This is a genomic window from Kiloniella laminariae, assembly GCF_027214005.1.
In the GTDB taxonomy this organism is placed as follows: Bacteria; Pseudomonadota; Alphaproteobacteria; order Kiloniellales; family Kiloniellaceae; genus Kiloniella; species Kiloniella laminariae_A.
On the sequence record NZ_JAPWGY010000007.1, the window covers coordinates 1 to 17284 of the forward strand.

Here is a 17284-nt window from a genome sequence, read left to right on the forward strand (position 1 = left end):
GCGGGGTGGAGCAGCCCGGTAGCTCGTCAGGCTCATAACCTGAAGGTCGCAGGTTCAAATCCTGCCCCCGCAACCAATTAAAAAACCCCCTTAGTCAGGAATGACTAAGGGGGTTTTTTGTTCCACGGAAAAACACAGGAAATGGGGCGAGACCTACTTGAGACGCTTGCCAATAGATCGGACAAGTCGCGCCATGAGTGATCGGTAATGAGCTTTTTTACGGAAATACTCATGTTTTAACTGTTGCGTCATCAAGGTGGGCTGAACGTTGTTTTTCCAGCATACGTAAGGCAAACAAAGCTGGTCACGTTTACTGTGACAGAGCAACTCTTGCCACCACTGCTCATGAATGTTCTGAATGTCAGGAAGGTTATGGCGCCTGATCAAGAAGTTGTTCTCGATAAGCTGCGAGGGATCTGGGAGACCGTTTTGAAAATATTTCTCACGTTGTTTTTGAAAAATATCAGGGTCGTCCATTTTTAAAATAGAACACTCTGTAAACTCATCGTAAACATTATCTCTAAAAGGATGATACGCGGCACCAAAATCGGGCCAGGAGAGTTCATCTAGTAAATGTTCGGGGTTTGCGATCAGACGCGCATTCCCATCGATATAAACTGAGTATTCATAATCGGGAAGGAAGCGATGTGGGAGAAGCTTCGGCATTCGCGAATATCTGGTATTGTCCACACCAGGGTTGTCATAGATAATCTGTTTCCAATTAGAAAAGCCTGTTAGGGAGCGTAAATTTTTAGATTTGCAATCAGTAAAGCAAATATAATCCCACCCGGGGTAACAAGGCTGTTCCAAGAGTGCGTCATATCCTCCGACAATGGTCGTATAGATTACTTTCTTGATTGCCAAAGATAATCTCCAGAACGTCAAATATGTAGTTTAATTAAAGCTTTAGTCAAAGGGTAGCGTTTAATACGATGCTGAACAAGCTGAGATTACCTATCATGTATCAAGTGTAAAAATAACTATAGGGCATAAAATATGTGCGGGTTTGTGGGTGTCGCTCATCTGATGAATTGTGAGAATAGAGAGGGGTTAGTGCGACGCCTGAAACGTAGCTCAGAAATGATTTCCCACAGAGGTCCTGACGATTCCGATGAGTGGGTCTGTGAGGAAGGCAGAGCTGGCCTTGGTTTTCGTCGGCTGTCTATCCGAGATCTGTCGGTCGCAGGACGTCAGCCTATGACGTCGAAATGTGGCCGATATGTTATCGCCTTCAATGGTGAAATATACAATCATGAGGAATTGAGAAGTGCCCTTGAGGCTGAAGATGCTGTTGACTGGCTAGGACATTCCGATACAGAGACGCTCTTGGTGGGGATATCACGCTGGGGATTAAGGCGTGTTCTTGAGTTTCTGGATGGAATGTTCGCAATTGCGTTATGGGATAAAAAACTCAAGAAAATGAGTTTGTTACGTGACCGGTTTGGTGAGAAACCACTATATTATGTTTATCAGAACCAGGTGCTGTACTTTGCGTCGGAGATCAAGGCACTTCCAGAGCTGGGAGTATCGCTGGGACAAATTGATCGTGAGGCGCTTATTACCTTTTTCAGATTGCGGTATATTCCTGCTCCAGGGTCAATCTATACGAACGTAAAAAAATTAAAAGCTGGTGAGATATTAGAATTAACAGATGATCTACATTCAGATATTTATTGGGATGGATTTTCTCAGGCACAGTTATCCAATAGTGTTGACTATAAGGGTACTAGAAATAATGCTCTGAACGAGATTGATGAACTGCTTAATTCTCTTGTTCAGAGGCGGTTGGCTTCAGACGCCCCTTTGGGAACTTTCCTTTCGGGTGGTATTGATTCGTCTCTGGTAACAGCCTTGGCCCAATCACAAAAGAACGCCTCTATATCGTCGTATACTATTCGTTTTGAAGACGAGCGTTTTAACGAGGCGGATGAGGCACAGGCTATCGCCCGCTATCTGGGGACGGATCACACAGAGATGACTGTCACTGAACAGGATGCTCTGAATTTGGTGGACAGGATACCACAGGTTTATGACGAGCCCTTCGCCGATCCGTCTCAGTTGCCGACGATGCTTCTTTGCCAATTGGCCAAGAAACACGTGACAGTTGCTCTTTCCGGTGATGGTGGAGATGAGATGTTTGCGGGCTATTCACGCTACCTGAAAATTTTACAAAATTTTCAGGGGAAGAAGAGTTTTGGCGGAAGCCGCGTTCTGTCAAAGGCTTTGGCGGAATTGCCTTGGGGGGAGCTGGATCTTGCTATGGGGGTATTTCGAAAGCGCCCAAGCAGATACGGCGCCAAAATTCGTAAAGGTCTGATGAAGAGTTGCGCGCGGTCTCTCGGTGAAATCTCGCAGCACCATACCAGCTTTTGGCGTGATGCCATTCCTGTCAAAGGTGTTTCAAATACTGAAAACTGGGACTATGAACGAGCATGGCCACTTGATTCTCTAAAAATGTCTGAGCTTGGTGATCTTAAGTCACTAATGGTTTCTGATAGTTTAGTCTATTTACCAGAAGATTTGATGGTAAAGGTGGATCGGGCGAGTATGGCGACCTCTTTAGAGGTACGTACGCCATTTCTCAACCAGGATCTCGCCAAGCTTTGCTGGTCATTTCCAGCAGAATGGCACGCCAATTCACAGGACGGATTGAAATGCTTGTTGCGTGAAATTCTATATAAATACGTGCCGCGACAACTGGTTGATCGTCCGAAGAAAGGCTTTGATGTACCTTTGCGAGACTGGCTTAGAAACGACTTGAAAGAGTGGGGACAAGCCTTGGTTTACTCACCGTCAGATGGAGTGGAGCCGTTGCTGGATATGAAGATGATACAGAGAGCTTGGAGCGAACATCAAAAGGGGGCTAATCGGGAAGGAGATCTCTGGCCCGCCCTTATGCTGTTGTCATGGTCTTCATATCATTGCTCGTGAAGTTAGCAACGTGTGGTACTGGAATAAGGAGGCTCAGGCGTTACTGCTTGACATGTACCTCGTCTGAAAGAACTTTGCACAAAATCAGATGTGTTTTGCTTGCTAGCTTTTCCCAGGAATAATATTCTTCCGTAATCTTGCGGCCGTTTTGCCCGTATTTTTCTCTCATGAGATCATCGTTGTAGAGAAGCTTGACTGCATGACAAAGGGATTCTGGAGAGGGATTGTCTAAAACAAGCCCGCATTCATGATTGATAATGATGTCGGCTTGCTCGGGCATTTGAGTTGTAATCACTGGGATGCCTGCGGCGAGAGCTTCAAACATTTTTAACGGGTATAAACCGTACTGACCTCTTCCTGATATATCCTGGGTCAGGACGAATGATAATTTTGAGCTGGCCACGAAATAAGGCATGTCCTGGTAGTTTATGCGCCCTAGATAGTGGATGTGTGAATGGTCTTCTGCCGCTTTTTCTACTTTTTGTCTTAACGCGCCGTCACCAGCCAGCCTTAGGTCGAGTTCTGGTGGCCACTCAGAGGAAGTTGCCGCATCTAGAAGTTTATCTAATCCCTGCCAATGAGCGAAGGTTCCGTAGAAAGAAGCATAGTCCCTAAGGTCTGGTGTGATGGCAACATCCTTGCGCTTTGGAAGCTGTTTAATTGGTTTAAATATTGAGGTATTGGCCCCATTGGGCACCACTTCAAATAATGACCTTTTTTTTGACCTCTCCAGTTTTGTTTCGGAATATTTTTTCAATCCTTCTGTAACAGTGATAATTGCTGAAGCCATTTCCATTTGCCCCAGCATTAGCTTGTCAAAGAAAAAAGCAAATCTCTTGACGGATGGCCAGGCAATATAAAGATCATCGAAAGGGCCGTTTACTTCGACAACTGTAGGGATTTTTCTCAACTTTCCTATCAGGGAAACGAAAAATCCTGCAAAATGCATTCTGGTGTAATAGATATCTGTTCTGGGAGAAAGCAGGGTTCTGAACCACAATTTTGCAAACGCGAGAAGCCGTGAGATTATTCCTGGCAGATTTGTGGAATTATACGCCGGAGCTATGAGGTTGATATCCCAGCCTTGTTTCTTTAGTCCTTCGATTATTTCAATCACATGCGTGTAGGATGCATGGCCTTGACGCAGTGGTTCAAATGATACGTAGGTGAGGGAACGGGAATTTTTGTTATTCATTAAAGTGAAGCCCGTTCATTTCAGCCCATTTGGCAAGATTAACCCAACGCCATATTGATCTGGGAAATTCTATATGTCCTTCTTCAAAAGATTGCCAACATTGTTTGACATCTTTCGTTTTGAAAAATGGAAGATCTTGAAAATAATCACTTTTTAGAGTCTGTCTTATCCAAGGAGTAATTTCACGAAACCAATCTGTTTCTGGGGTTTGGAAACCTATTTTATCTGTACGATCAAGTATTTCGTCTGGGACGAGAGAGCGCATTGCTGCACGAAATACGGCTTTATCTTGCCCATTCTTGTCAATGAGATATTCATCCGGCAAAGAAGATACAAAGTCGACAATTGTAGGCGTTACAAAGGGTACCCTACTTTCCAAAGAATGAGCCATACTGTTTCGATCTTCGTAACGGAGGAGGCCTGGCAGATTGAAATAGGAAAGATCTCCTTCTAATGCCTGGTGGAGGCTCTTTGCAGTGCCTGGTAGATCGGTGTATTCACCGATAACTCCGTTATCTTCGAACCATTTCCAGCTTATTGTTGAATTTATTCCAGTTTCGGCATAGATCCGGTGTATTTCTTTACTAATCACTGGGGGGCAAAGACGTGTAATAACACGAAATAAAAAATTTGAGAGGGATACCTTGCCCTGTTTAGAAAGTGAATGAGTTAAGTTAAGAGCTTTGACGATTTGGCCGGATTTAATTAGGCCCGCTACAGCTGCTGTATAATAGGATCTATAACCAGCAAGAATTTCATCAGCTCCTTGCCCACCTAGAATTACTTTTATCCCAGCGTTGTTTGCTTCCTCAAAAACCTTGTACTGTGCATAAATACTTGTACTGCCAAATGGTTCATCTTGTGTGTGTAAAATTTTGTCTAAATCGGCGAGTAAGTTTTGCGGCTTTAATGTGATTTTGTGAGAGGTTGTTTTCGCACGTTGTATCATAATGTCAGCATAAGATTCTTCATCAAATGTCGTATTTTTCGTGCTGTAGGTAAACGTTTGTAAGTTCGCTTTACTTCCACCTATTATCCTCATAGCTGCAGTAATGGCACTTGAATCAACTCCGCCTGATAAAGCAGCTCCGTAAGGAACATCGCTACGCATATGAAGCTGTACACTTTCTAAGAACAACTTTCTCAAGTGTTGAGCGGCGTCCTGAAAAGAAATTTCTTTTGTTGTGAGTTTGGCTGTTTGCCTGTTGTAATATTTATAAATCTGAACGTTCTGAGGAGTATTTAGATTTATTTTTAAGTAATGTCCCGGATTGATGGATTTAATTGAAGCATAAAAGCTATCTTGATTATGATTTACCAAGCCAAGGGAGAGATAGTCTCTAACAGAAGAAAGGTTTGGTTTATTGCGAACACCTGGGAATTTTAATAATGATTTTATCTCTGATCCAAAAAAGAAATTGTTATTCGTTTGAGTATAGAAGAGTGGTTTAATTCCAAAAAAATCTCGTGCGAGTATGATTTCGTTACTTTCAGTGTCGAGAATCGCTACGGCAAACATACCTATAAAGCGTTCAAATGCATTACAATTCCATTGTATATAGCTTTTTAAGAGAACTTCTGTATCTGATTCTGTATGAAAAACATGCCCAAGTTTTTTGAGTTCTTCTCTTAGCTCAATATAATTATAAATTTCTCCGTTTTGGATCAGTAGATATCTGTTGTCTTGACTCTTGATCGGCTGGTCACCATTCGTGGAGGTATCAATAATAGCCAAACGCTTATGAATAAATGCTACATCAGGAGATTTTGTGGCGAAATCGGCAGAGGTATGATTGTTAATTTCTATTCCCTGCCCCTTAGCCCAGATACCAAAACCTGTAGCATCAGGGCCTCGATGCTGAATGCTTTTGGATGCATCGTTAAGAACTTTTACAGTATCCAGTTCTGCTGAAGATATCTTTATATAGCCTGCAATACCGCACATATTAACGTGTTCCTATATATTTGTTTTGCTGAATTGATTAATTTTTTGCGGTTAAATGTATATATAGTTTTTCTAGGTATTTGGCACAGTGGTGTGCATCATGGTTTTTAATTATGTAAGAAGCTAAGTTATTTGCGATTTTTCTTGCGTATTGAGGTGTTCCTTTTAAGAGTTCTAATGCTTGAGTTATTTCTGCCGTGTTTCCAGGGGTGACTAATATACCGCGCTGGTCTTTTAACAAACCAGCCAAACCTCCAACATTGCCACCGATTACCGGAAGATTCACGGCCCCTGCTTCAACAGCAGCTTGTCCCAATCCTTCGTGGTAGGAAGGCAATAAAAAATAATCAGCAGCTTTTAGCCATACGGGGATGTTCAGGCGAGGAATAGCTCCGAGACAAACGTTTCTTGGATCTGATTGTAGATTACTTAGTTCTGGCCCATCTCCAATAAATATAGAGACCCGCTTATCCCATTTCAGAGACATTAATGATTGTTTTAAATCCAAAATTCCTTTTTCTTCAGTTAAATTTCCTACATAAATAGTTATATCGGCATCGAGAGGTAAGCCTAATGAGTTTCTTGCTTCTTCTTTTGTTTTTTTTGTAAAAAATTTCGTCGTGTCTATTCCATTTGGGAGCACGTCGATATCTACACTAACTAATGATTTAGCTTCTTCTGCCAAGGCATGGCTAACGGCAAGTACTTTTGAAGCGCCAAGTACTGTCTTTTTAAATAATTTATATGCTCGTTTATTTCTATATGGATAAACAGTTACGTCATCTCCATGAAGCGTAAGTACATAAGGTATTCCCCTTTTTCTCTTGATCCATAAGGCAGTTGCTCCACTTGAATAAGCAAAATGAGCATGTATCAGGCTAGGAGATACTTTATTTATTATTTTTGATAAGCTGTAGTGTTGGAACAAATGCGCTAGGAAAAGATGATTTTCCTTTGGAGTGGTCAAATACCTGGGGCGATAAATTTCAGTATTTCCGTCTTTTTGATATTTTGGTATGGCACTTAAGTTTTTCCAATGTGTAGAGAATTTTTCTAAAGGGTAAGGTACCCATGGGATAGGATTTGCAATTGTTAATGAAGTGAATTCTTGCTTTAAAATTGATACTGTTTCACAGTGAAAAGCTCCGGCGGAAGGAGCAACATCAGAAGGCCAACCCTGTGTTATCCAAAGAATATTCGGAACGGTATTTACTCTTTCCATGAGCCATCGAACCCTTCCTGACGCTTTCTAAATACAGATAGCAAGCCTGAAAGCATCCCAAACAGATGATTTTTCCTTGGAGCGTCCATATGTCGGAGAAAACCCAAAAAGGCGATTAAAAAAAGGCCAAAAATTGCCCAAGCAATTGCTGGTTTTGAAAAGGTTGCCATTTTTCTTGTGAAATAGAGGCGGTTGAAAATTTGCTGCCGACCAAATACAAAACGTTTGCTATCAGGAATCTCGCTGGGGTAGTGCCAACATTTACTATCTGCTACAACATAAAGTCGATGTGATCTGGAAACGCGGTAGCTATAATCGAGATCTTCCAAATAACCGTGTCCTATATACCACTCATCATATTGTATTTTTTCAAATATCTCCCTTTTCCATAGAGTAGCACCGCCATAAAGCCATTGTGTTTCAATTGTTTGAGCAGGGTATGGAATCGATGTGGCGAAGCCAGAGGTTAGTACTTTTCCTGGGTCAGAGCCGTCGATGCCGAAAAAACTATACAATTTTTTTCTGACAGGTATCGGTTGATTGACCACCCCTAGAGATGCGCCACCAGTATCCTTAGACGTGGTCTGCCAGAAGGAGAGCATTCTTTCATTAGCATCTGGTGCTAACTCAATGTCATCATCCAGATAGCCAGCAATAGTAATATTTGGTTTGACCGCGGCCATTCCAGCATTGCGTTGTTTGGATAATGAAGGAGGGAAACAGCGAACATATGTGATTGGGAGCTTAGGGTGCTTCTTGCAAAGGCCCTCTATTGAGGGTGATGATCCGTCACATATAACAATTTGCTCTGGCGGGACACTCTGTTTTTCAAAGCTATTGAGTAATACTTGTAGATCATTAGGACGGTCTTTTGTCGGAATGACGTAAGCGATTTTAAGAAAATCAGTCTTCAAAAAGAGAAACCTTCCTTTTTGCTATTCCTCTAAGCCATGTCCCTTGAGGGTGTTGTAGTTCGGGAGCTAGTAACCAATTGTAAAATATTAGATTTAATGAATTAGGAAAATATCTCCCTACGCGTTGCCAAATTTTCGGAAGATAATGTCGGAGGCCTTTCCCGTATTGAGATAGGACCGAAGAAGAAGCATCAACCCCTCTGATTTCTATTGAAATTGGTAAAAGATCACAGGAAATTAGCAATTCATTTAAAGCATCTTTTGTAAAGAAAAGAAGGTGTGGGAATACATTTTTTTTAAAACGATCATCTCTATGTGGAATTTCGATAAAAAGTATCCCATCTGGTTTTAAATAAGTTGTAATATTCTTTATAAAATCAATAGGGTCTGTTACGTGTTCAAGTACGTGTGAGATTGTTATTAAATCAAATTGATCACAGACTTCATCCAAGGAATTATAAAAAAAAGAACTGCAGTCAGTACTTTTCCAATTTTTTTTGGCGATTTCTCGATAGTTATTATCAGGCTCAACGGCATAATAACCGCCGCCCATCATGATCGATGATTCTGAGGCGATAGTACCAAAAAAAGAATGTCCAGATCCAATATCTAATATCTTTAAACCATGAGCACTTTCAGGTGATTTTTCAATAAGGGGGGTGAGTTGTTTCCAGCGAGACAGGGCTAAGGTATAGGTTGTGGGGTAGTAGCTAGGAGTGAATGGGAGGCCTGGATCTGTCCAATATTGACCAGCGTAGTACATATTTAACTCTAAAGAGCTTGGCATTGGACTAGCAATACCTAACCCGCAATGAGTGCAATTCAGAATAGTGTCCGGCAAGAAAAAATCACTTTTCCCCATATACTTTTGCTGATTATTTAATGAGGGATTTCCACAGGCAGGGCAGAAGTCAATCATACTGGGTAAACCCCAATTTCGGGTACTCTATTATTCTCTAATCCATCAATCGCACCACGGCCCATTGCCAATATAGCATCAGCGGCACTACCACCGATATGTGGCGTTACAAGGAAATTACTCAATTGTAGTAGTTCTATATCTTCTGGTGGCTCACTGGCGAAAACATCGAAAGCCGCTCCAGCTATCTGGTTTCTCTGAAGAGAAATTTTGAGGGCATCTTCATCGACAAGCCCGCCCCGAGCTGTATTTATTAATATAGAGCTTTCTTTCATTAATTTGAGCTTCTCGGCAGAAATTAGGTTCCGTGTATTCTCATTTAACGGTGTGTGCAGGCTAATGATGTCTGCTGATTTTACAAGAGTATCGAGGTCAACGTGAGTAATTTTATGGTGTGTGTAAAAATCATGATCAGGATTTATATCAGTCACCAATATCCGACAGCCAAAAGCCTTTAGAAGGTAAACGAGATCTTTTCCAACATGTCCACACCCAATAATACCAACAGTTTGAGAACTCAATTCACGACCTGGTCGTAATTTCCAGTCTCCAGAACGAATTTCTCGTCCTGAAATATCAACATGTCGCAAAAGTGAAATCATCATGCATAGTGCAAGTTCTGATACTGCTCGTTTGTTGACACCACCAGTCCATCCAAGATGAACTTTGTGATTAATAAGGGCTTGGAGATCAATTTTATCAAAGCCGACGCCAAACTTTCCAATCACCTTTAAATTAGGTAAGGCTGATAATATATCATTATCAATTGGTTCAAGCGCAAGAATTGCACCATCAGCATCTTCTAAGTAATCGATTAAACCCTTACCCTTAAGACTGATCCCGGCATCATTGAATTTAGCCTGGGGATATTTTTCTAGAAGCTCTTTTCTCAGGGTTGGGTGTTGCGAGAAAGTCCTAGACGCGACAGCTATTTTTTTAAGAGATGGTCGTGCGTTCATTTGTTATAGAACCATGATTCGGTTATAAATTTCGGATTGTTCCGGGTTATCTCGAATCTCATTCTCAACAGTAAGAACGTCGTCTGGACGGTCAACTCCGATTGTGCGATTGCCATAGATACTTGCGCGTATCTTGTAACCATGCCCTAAAATCCTCAGGAAATCGACGGATTCAATAATTTCCAATTGGGTAGGAGTTAGCGCTGTAAATTCTGTTAAAAATGAGTGGCTAAATGCGGATAACCCTGTTTGCCGAAACATGGGGCGTTGACCTTCAACACGCTGATATGGTGCAGCTGCTCTTGTGAAGTACATAACATCTCCTGTTTCTGCAAGTATTGCTTTGACAATATCAACATCTGCCAAATCTTCCGGTGTTGTAATTTTTGAAATCAGATTTACGCAGTTAATCGTTGGATCTTGTGTGAATGGATTTACCAGATGATTTAGTGCTATTGGCATTAACAAAGGCTCATCACCTTGCACGATAACCACGATATCCCCATTAAGCTCCTGCATGGCTTCTGCAACACGGTCAGTACAACGTTCATGACTATCGGCAGTCATTACTGCTTTCCCACCTGCTTCCCGGACCGTATCAACAATTTCTTGGTCGCATGTCGCAACGACGACCTCATCGATGGCTTTACACAGCATTACTCTACGGCGTACATGCTCTATCATCGGTAAGTCAAGAATTTGGGCGAGGGGTTTCCCTGGGAAACGTGATGAGCCCATCCGAGCCGGTATTACAGCTATCACTTTACGTTGTGACATAATCAGGAAATCCTTATTGGCATAAGAGTCCGAATTTTATTGGGGGAGGACACCGCAATCGACATTGATGCATTGACCGGTAATCGCAGACGCCTCGCTTGAAGCAAGGAATACACAAGTCGATCCAACCTCTTCTCCTGTAGGTAATCGCTTCAATGCGGTTTGTTGATGAGTGAATTCTTCAAGGTAACAATCGACATTTTTTCCCTGTGCGGGAGAGATATCATCTTCTAGAGCTTCGAGAACACTAGGTGTTTTAACGTACACGGGACACACAGCATTTACGCGAATATTTTTTGGCCCGAGTTCTTTTGCTAAAGATTGAGTGATGCCATTTACGGCAAACTTTGATGCACAATAAGCGCCGTTTTGAGCACTACCTCGTTTGCCAGCTAAGCTGGAGATGTTGATGATCGTGCCTTCATTCGATAAATGAACAGCAGCCGCCTGGCAACCCCATATTACACCTTTTATATTGGTGTCGAAAATACGATTGAGAAATAAATCATCATAATCTTCAAGTTTTTTCCATTGTGAAAAACCTGCACAATTTATATATGTATTGAACGATCCTGACCAAGTTAAGGCTTCTTCGATTGCCTTAGTGTGATCATCTCTTTTTTGCACATCCATAGTATGGAACTTGATGCTTGGATTTTCTGCTTGAAGACTCTTTAGTTCATCGCTTGCAGTTCTTGCACAACTAAGGACACGCCACCCAGCTTGTAAAAATTTTTTGGAAATAGAAAAACCAATTCCTTTTGATCCGCCTGTGACAATCGCTGTTCTTAAAGTCATTTTTTTTCCAAGTGTTGGGAATAGTAAGTGATTATATTGTCATACATGAGAAACCACCATCAACGGCAATCTCTGCGCCTGTAACAAAACCGGCAGCATCAGAAGCCAGCCAAAGTACCGCGCCGACGAGTTCATTTGGTTGTCCATAACGCGCCATCGGCGTGTGTCCATGGATAGCTTTCTCTCTTGCCTCATCGATGAAATGCTCTTGGCTCCATTCAGTAGGGAAAAAACCTGGACGAAGCGCATTTACCCTAACTCCTTTTTGCCCCCACTCGCGTGCAAGGTTTTTTGTTATGTTTAACACTGCAGCTTTGGCGGCTGAATAGCTAAAGGCTTTCGAAAGAGGAGGGTTTGCAGAGGCAGAAGAAAGGTTGATTATCGACCCCTTCCCATTATCCAGCATATGGGTACCAAAAATTTGCGAACCAATGAGAGTAGACCCAAAATGTGAGTCAATAATATCAAGATATTCTTGTTTCGGAATATCTAATACAGGTGTCGGCGCATTAATTCCCGCACCATTGATAAGAATGTCAACTTGGCCGAATTGTTCAATAATTTTTGCGAGGTTAACTTTGTGAGATTCTCCGTCAGTGGCATCAATTTCCAAAGCAAGTGCTTTGCCGCCTTCCGCTTTTATTTGTTCAGCAACATCTTCCGCCTTTGAAAGGCGGAGATCCAGAACAGCGACGGATACCCCTGCGCGACCAAATGCTCGAGCCATTTCTCCACAGAGATGCCCTCCCCCCCCAATCACGGCAGCGGTTTTCCCCTTGAGATTAAAGAGGCCTTCAAGATAATTACTCATTTTTCTGCTTGTCTCGCTTCTAGATCGTATTTTTTCTGAAGAAGAATCGTAATATCATTCATATCTTTGTATAAATGATCCGGTTTCTGGGGGAAAGTTTTCCCGCTATCACGCCCCACAAATTGGATAGAGACCTTTTGTGCATAGGAATAATCTTCGGCGGTATCACCTACGAAGGCACAACTTTCAGATTTAACGTTGTTTAATTCCATAAAATGACGCATTGCATCATCTTTTTTCCAGCTTGCTCCATAAACTGTATGGAAGTAATTGGAAAGACCTCTGCCTTGTACTATTTTTTCAAGCTCTTGGTCTGGGGTGACGGATATAAGAACGAGTTGAACACGATCTACAAAGTAATTTAAAAAGGCATCCGCACCGGGTGTGTTTTCCGTAGCGAGTATTTTATTTACAACAATTTTACTGAAACGTGTCGCTAAATTTTCTTCAGCTTCTGGTGATAAATTTGTTTTAAGTATGTTCTTGTAGATGTACTTAAACTTATCAAACCGTACTGTCGCATTATGAGATAGATGATAGTCCATAATGGCGGGTAAAAATTCCGGCATGTCGGAAAAAAGCTCATGAAAAGCACGATCCTTTATCCCTACGGATTCAATTAGTGTACCATCAAGGTCCAGAAAAATTGTTGTTAGGATTTGTTGCATGAGATTTAATTAGCGCGAACTTGCTTGACTAAGGCTTGTTGTTGTTCGGCCCATTTCCAAAGCAAAAAGACGTCAGAAGAAAGCACAATAAAAGTAAATCCTGCCTCGAAAGCTTCGGTTACGTTTTCAACTGTTGGGCTTACAATTTGTGTCCCACACGCCTTTCCAGCTGCTTTGCATGCATCAATTACCTTCTGACAGGCGGCCTTAACTTCAGGGCTATCTATTTGCCCAGGAACGCCGAGGGAACCCGAAAGATCATATGGTCCTGCCATACAACCATCAACTTCGTTTAATCGGGCAATTTCATCGATGTTATTGATGCCTTCGACATTTTCAATTTGAACGATAAAAGATGAAACATCATTCCAACTTGAAGTGTATTCTTGAAAATCGAATCCATAGCCGTGTGCACGAGCGACACCAAAACTCCGCTTTCCACGAGGGGAAAACTTAATCCAATCGATGAGTTGTTGTGCTTCTTCTACGTTTGAAACCATCGGGGCTATAATCCCGTCAGCACCAGAATCCAGTAATCGTTTTATTGACTCCATGTCGTGAGATGCAATCCGGGGTAAGCATAAACTCCCCCCAGCCTGGCTGGTTGCAATAATATCTCGAGATTGCTCTAGAGAAATGGTGCTATGTTCAATGTCGATGCCTACGAAATCGACATCAGCTCGCGTGAAGATCTCTGTAATTGAGGGGTGAGAAAGCGAAGTCCAAGCAGCTAGTACTCGTTTTCGAGTGCGTAAAGCATGCTTCAATTCTTTACGGCGGTTCGTCAGGCACATAGCTGATTATTTCCTTAGTTTTGCGCCGTCTCTTAAGAACATTTGGACGGTTTCTTTTGTGTATGGGTGAACAATCATGCCTTTGATCAAGGAAGGTGTTGCCGTAACAATATGAGCTCCGGAATCAAGCCATTCTATAATGTTGAGAACTTCGCGAGTTGAGCCGACAATAATCTCTGATTTTAATTCAAATTTATCTAGAAGACGACGGAGGCGTGCAATCTCGTCACAGGAATCATATCCCATGTTGTTGACGCGCCCCCCAAATATTGAAACATAACTGGCCCCCGCCATGGCTGCGAGGAAACACTGCTGCGCACTCATCATAGCAGTTACATTAACACGAATATCATGAACGTTTTCTAATTCATGAATAACTTGCAGGTTTTCAATTTCACCTTCAGGTCCATGTATAGTAATTTTGATATTAATATTATCAGCCAAGGCTGATAACTCTTTTGCTTCTGCGATCATCCCATCTGGGTCATTTGTTGTGACTTCAACAGATAGAGGCAAAGGATTGATAATAGCTGCAATCTCAGTCATGCGCTCCTTTATACCGTCCCAACCCCCGGTTACCCCCTCTTTCAAGAGGATTGTTGGGTTAGTCGTCACCCCCCGAATGATACCCATTCGGTGGAATTCTTTAATGTCTTCGATCTTGCCAGTATCAATGAAAATGGCCATGAGTGTTATTCCTAATATTAGCGCGCTTATTAAACTGCGAGAGATTCCCATTTGTTCTTAATCTGCATCAAGCGCGGATCCGCAACTATAAGATGCCAGATGACGCCTTGGAATGCTTCTGCGTGTGGAGTGATCGTGTCCGGGTTTACTGTTGGAACAATGACACAAGCATCAGCTACCCTTGCTGTGTGGCCGCCGTCTCTACCCACTATGCCCATTACTCTTGCGTTCACTTCTTTGGCTTTGTCTAAGGCATGAACGATATTTGCGCTGACATTCTTTTCTTTACTGCCACCACCAACTGAGAAGACCATTACAACGTCTTTACTATTGATGTGGCTGGTTTCTAACCAAGATGAGAAAACTGTTTCCCAGCCTTCATCATTGGTACGGGCTGTAAGTTCAGCAACATTATCGACAGGGCTATAGGTCTCGATGCCTGCAAGTTTACGGAAATCATTAACCGCATGAGAACAATTTGCCGCACTCCCACCAACACCAATAAGGAATAGGCGTCCTTTATTTTCTCTAGTGTCGAGAAGAATTTGGATCATCTTTTCCACTTGTGACTGGTCTATTTTTTTTAAAATGTCGATTGCATCTTCGATGTAACGGTTGACAAATTGCATATGCTAACCCTTTCTTTTATTAAGTTTAGACTTTTCGCGCTAGAATTCGTCCGTAGGAGCTTAATAAGGCTTCCTGTAAGAAGTTCTGAAATGCGTCGAGGTCTTTTTGTTCTCTATTACTAAAAAGATAGCTTACAAATTTGTCCTGTAAGAACTCTTTATTGGTGTTGATTTCACTTTTAACATTGTTGGTGTCGAACGAGCCAGGAGTACTGAATTCTAATACTTCAAAACCTGAATCTTGAAGAAGGATTTTCCAACCCTCGACCGTAAATAGGTTCATCCTGTCCGGAGGAAGGATGCTTTCACATCTCTCTCTCAGGACCCGGATATCAAATCCAGAGCCTAGTATTGACGTTATGAACAAGAGGCCTCCTTTATTAAGAGCTTTAGCTACTTTTCCTAAATCATCGCGAGGATGTAAACTGGCATCAAAACTTTCAAAAGCAAGGCAGGCATCAAGACAATTTCCTTTTAGGGATGAAATTGATATGGAGTTTTTATCAGGGGAATGAAGGGAGTGAATGTTTTGAGGAGAGAATAGGTTTGGAAGTGCTTTTAGTGCTTCAGTGTAATCAGGCTGCGCATCAATAATTCCTATTTTGGATGAAGCATTTTTGTACTCACTGATGCCTTGAGCAATCCAATCTAAACGAGGCTGAATAATGTGTTTGAAGCGCTCAGGTGCCGTCGAAGTAGCTAATTTTTCATTCCAATAAGGTATAGCTTTTGAATACTTTATGAATGCTGATAGCTGCTCTGTTGTTGGTCTATCATCGACTTGAAGCGATCCGCAACTTAAGCACTCATTATATTGTAGTTTTAGCCGTGAAAATGCTGGTTCTGTTGTTGGTGCATTACAGGCGTTACAAGCTTGATTTTTGCGTGTAGGTTTTTTAAAGAAATCTTGAATATCTTGTGTGAGAAGCTTTTGATATTCCTGTATAAGTATAGTGGGTTTTATATCAGATTTATCGTAACTATTGGTTAGTAAAATACTTCTCATTATACTTCAGCCTTTTCTGTCCCGGCATCTTTATAAGCTGTATCAATGATTTCCATAACTTTTAATGCATCATAAGCTGAGCTTATTGTAACTTCTTTATTTTCGCTAATGCAGGAAATAAATTCCTTCATTTCAAGCTCCCAAGAAAGGTCTTTATCAAAGTAAGTTAGTTCTTCGGCTGGATTACCAACTGCTTCTGTTTCGTTTTCAAACTGCCTTCTTGCGATGATAATCTGTTCACGTCCATAGCTACCACTTTTTGAAAGTAAGCCTTGTACAGAAAGGTATCCCTCTTCAAGGGTCACATCAAATCTAAAGGTATGCTTCCAGAGAGTTGCGGAGGAATGGAGCGAAGCCAGTTTCCCTTGTTCATTCATAAGTATTACGCAAGCATTATCCTCTACTGGAAAGTTCCAATATGATTTGCTTGTTATGCATTTTACGACAGGGAAATCACCGCCAAGAAATCTGAAGATATCAAGCATGTGGATGCCTTGGTCTAAAAGTATTCCACCTCCAGATATATCTTTTTCGTTTCTCCATGATGATTTGAAATCCTGTCCGCCTGATTTACCGTAAATGCCTCTTAGAGATATTACATTACCCAGGCGCCCAGCATCAATCACGGCCTTGGCTTTTAGGACAGCAGGGTGGAATCTATGATTGAACCCAAACATTAACTTAGTGCCTGGAAGCTGAGCATTAACTATGTTTTGAATGTCTTGTAGATTTCGCCCCGGAGGCTTCTCACAGAAAACATGCTTACCTGCCTGCATGCTGCGAATACATAATTCTGGTGAGTACACGTTTGGTGTGCAGACAAAAAGAATATCTGGATCAAGTTCCATTAGTTCTTCGTAAGTTTCGAATGCAGGGCAACCCTTTATCCGTGCTCTTTTTTCAGCTGATACTTCGCTAACTCCAATCACGTTTAGTTCGTCAAATTGATCTGCGACCCTTTTTCTGATTTCACCCATGTAGCCAAAACCAATGATGCCACAGGTATAGATTTGGCTTTTCATATTGTAG

At 41.8% G+C, this 17284-nt stretch carries 17 protein-coding genes; 1 reads left to right on the forward strand and 16 read right to left on the reverse strand.

The window, feature by feature from the left end; genetic code table 11:
- Window positions 1–153: 153 nt before the first annotated feature.
- Window positions 154–864, reverse strand: coding sequence for a glycosyltransferase domain-containing protein (locus O4H49_RS16135; RefSeq protein ID WP_269424472.1), 711 nt, complete (start codon window positions 862–864; stop codon window positions 154–156).
- Window positions 865–996: 132 nt separating this feature from the next.
- On the opposite strand from O4H49_RS16135, the gene asnB (O4H49_RS16140) reads away from it, so the two are divergent.
- Window positions 997–2931: an asparagine synthase (glutamine-hydrolyzing) gene (asnB, locus tag O4H49_RS16140; protein WP_269424473.1), complete on the forward strand. Its 1935-nt coding sequence runs from the start codon at window positions 997–999 to the stop codon at window positions 2929–2931.
- A 40-nt stretch (window positions 2932–2971) separates the two neighbouring features.
- On the opposite strand, the gene O4H49_RS16145 is transcribed toward asnB (O4H49_RS16140), so the two are convergent.
- The 15 genes from O4H49_RS16145 to O4H49_RS16215 are packed head-to-tail and all read right to left on the reverse strand — an operon-like array spanning window position 2972 to window position 17277.
- Window positions 2972–4126, reverse strand: coding sequence for a glycosyltransferase family 4 protein (locus O4H49_RS16145; RefSeq protein WP_269424474.1), 1155 nt, complete (start codon window positions 4124–4126; stop codon window positions 2972–2974).
- Window positions 4119–6071, reverse strand: coding sequence for an asparagine synthase (glutamine-hydrolyzing) (gene asnB, locus O4H49_RS16150; protein WP_269424475.1), 1953 nt, complete (start codon window positions 6069–6071; stop codon window positions 4119–4121). Before asnB (O4H49_RS16150) ends, O4H49_RS16145 begins: the two co-directional genes overlap by 8 nt.
- 37 nt (window positions 6072–6108) lie before the next feature.
- Window positions 6109–7293, reverse strand: coding sequence for a glycosyltransferase (locus O4H49_RS16155; RefSeq protein ID WP_269424476.1), 1185 nt, complete (start codon window positions 7291–7293; stop codon window positions 6109–6111).
- Window positions 7281–8207 (reverse strand): glycosyltransferase family 2 protein, encoded by a 927-nt coding sequence (locus tag O4H49_RS16160; RefSeq protein WP_269424477.1) that lies wholly within the window; start codon window positions 8205–8207, stop codon window positions 7281–7283. The genes O4H49_RS16155 and O4H49_RS16160 overlap by 13 nt, the downstream gene beginning before the upstream one ends.
- Window positions 8197–9126: a class I SAM-dependent methyltransferase gene (locus O4H49_RS16165; protein ID WP_269424478.1), complete on the reverse strand. Its 930-nt coding sequence runs from the start codon at window positions 9124–9126 to the stop codon at window positions 8197–8199. Before O4H49_RS16165 ends, O4H49_RS16160 begins: the two co-directional genes overlap by 11 nt.
- On the reverse strand, window positions 9123–10085 hold the full coding sequence (locus O4H49_RS16170; RefSeq protein ID WP_269424479.1) for a phosphoglycerate dehydrogenase: 963 nt from the start codon (window positions 10083–10085) through the stop codon (window positions 9123–9125). The genes O4H49_RS16165 and O4H49_RS16170 overlap by 4 nt, the downstream gene beginning before the upstream one ends.
- Window positions 10086–10088: 3 nt before the next feature.
- On the reverse strand, window positions 10089–10862 hold the full coding sequence (gene kdsB / locus O4H49_RS16175) for a 3-deoxy-manno-octulosonate cytidylyltransferase (RefSeq protein ID WP_269424480.1): 774 nt from the start codon (window positions 10860–10862) through the stop codon (window positions 10089–10091).
- A 36-nt stretch (window positions 10863–10898) separates the two neighbouring features.
- The gene (locus O4H49_RS16180; protein WP_269424481.1) at window positions 10899–11660 is read right to left on the reverse strand and encodes an SDR family NAD(P)-dependent oxidoreductase; all 762 of its coding nucleotides are present in this window, start codon (window positions 11658–11660) and stop codon (window positions 10899–10901) included.
- Window positions 11661–11691: 31 nt separating this feature from the next.
- Window positions 11692–12471: an SDR family oxidoreductase gene (locus tag O4H49_RS16185; RefSeq protein ID WP_269424482.1), complete on the reverse strand. Its 780-nt coding sequence runs from the start codon at window positions 12469–12471 to the stop codon at window positions 11692–11694.
- Window positions 12468–13139, reverse strand: coding sequence for an HAD family hydrolase (locus O4H49_RS16190; RefSeq protein WP_269424483.1), 672 nt, complete (start codon window positions 13137–13139; stop codon window positions 12468–12470). Before O4H49_RS16190 ends, O4H49_RS16185 begins: the two co-directional genes overlap by 4 nt.
- 5 nt (window positions 13140–13144) lie before the next feature.
- A complete protein-coding gene (locus O4H49_RS16195; protein WP_269424484.1) occupies window positions 13145–13933 on the reverse strand; it encodes an HpcH/HpaI aldolase family protein in 789 nt (262 codons plus the stop codon).
- A gap of 6 nt (window positions 13934–13939) precedes the next feature.
- Entirely contained in the window at window positions 13940–14620 is a 681-nt protein-coding gene (locus O4H49_RS16200) for a transaldolase family protein (protein WP_269424485.1), read from the reverse strand.
- Window positions 14621–14649: 29 nt separating this feature from the next.
- Window positions 14650–15249, reverse strand: coding sequence for an SIS domain-containing protein (locus tag O4H49_RS16205; protein ID WP_269424486.1), 600 nt, complete (start codon window positions 15247–15249; stop codon window positions 14650–14652).
- A 25-nt stretch (window positions 15250–15274) separates the two neighbouring features.
- On the reverse strand, window positions 15275–16255 hold the full coding sequence (locus tag O4H49_RS16210) for a hypothetical protein (protein WP_269424487.1): 981 nt from the start codon (window positions 16253–16255) through the stop codon (window positions 15275–15277).
- Window positions 16255–17277, reverse strand: a complete 1023-nt coding sequence (locus O4H49_RS16215; RefSeq protein WP_269424488.1) for a Gfo/Idh/MocA family protein — start codon at window positions 17275–17277, stop codon at window positions 16255–16257. Before O4H49_RS16215 ends, O4H49_RS16210 begins: the two co-directional genes overlap by 1 nt.
- Window positions 17278–17284 lie beyond the last annotated feature (7 nt).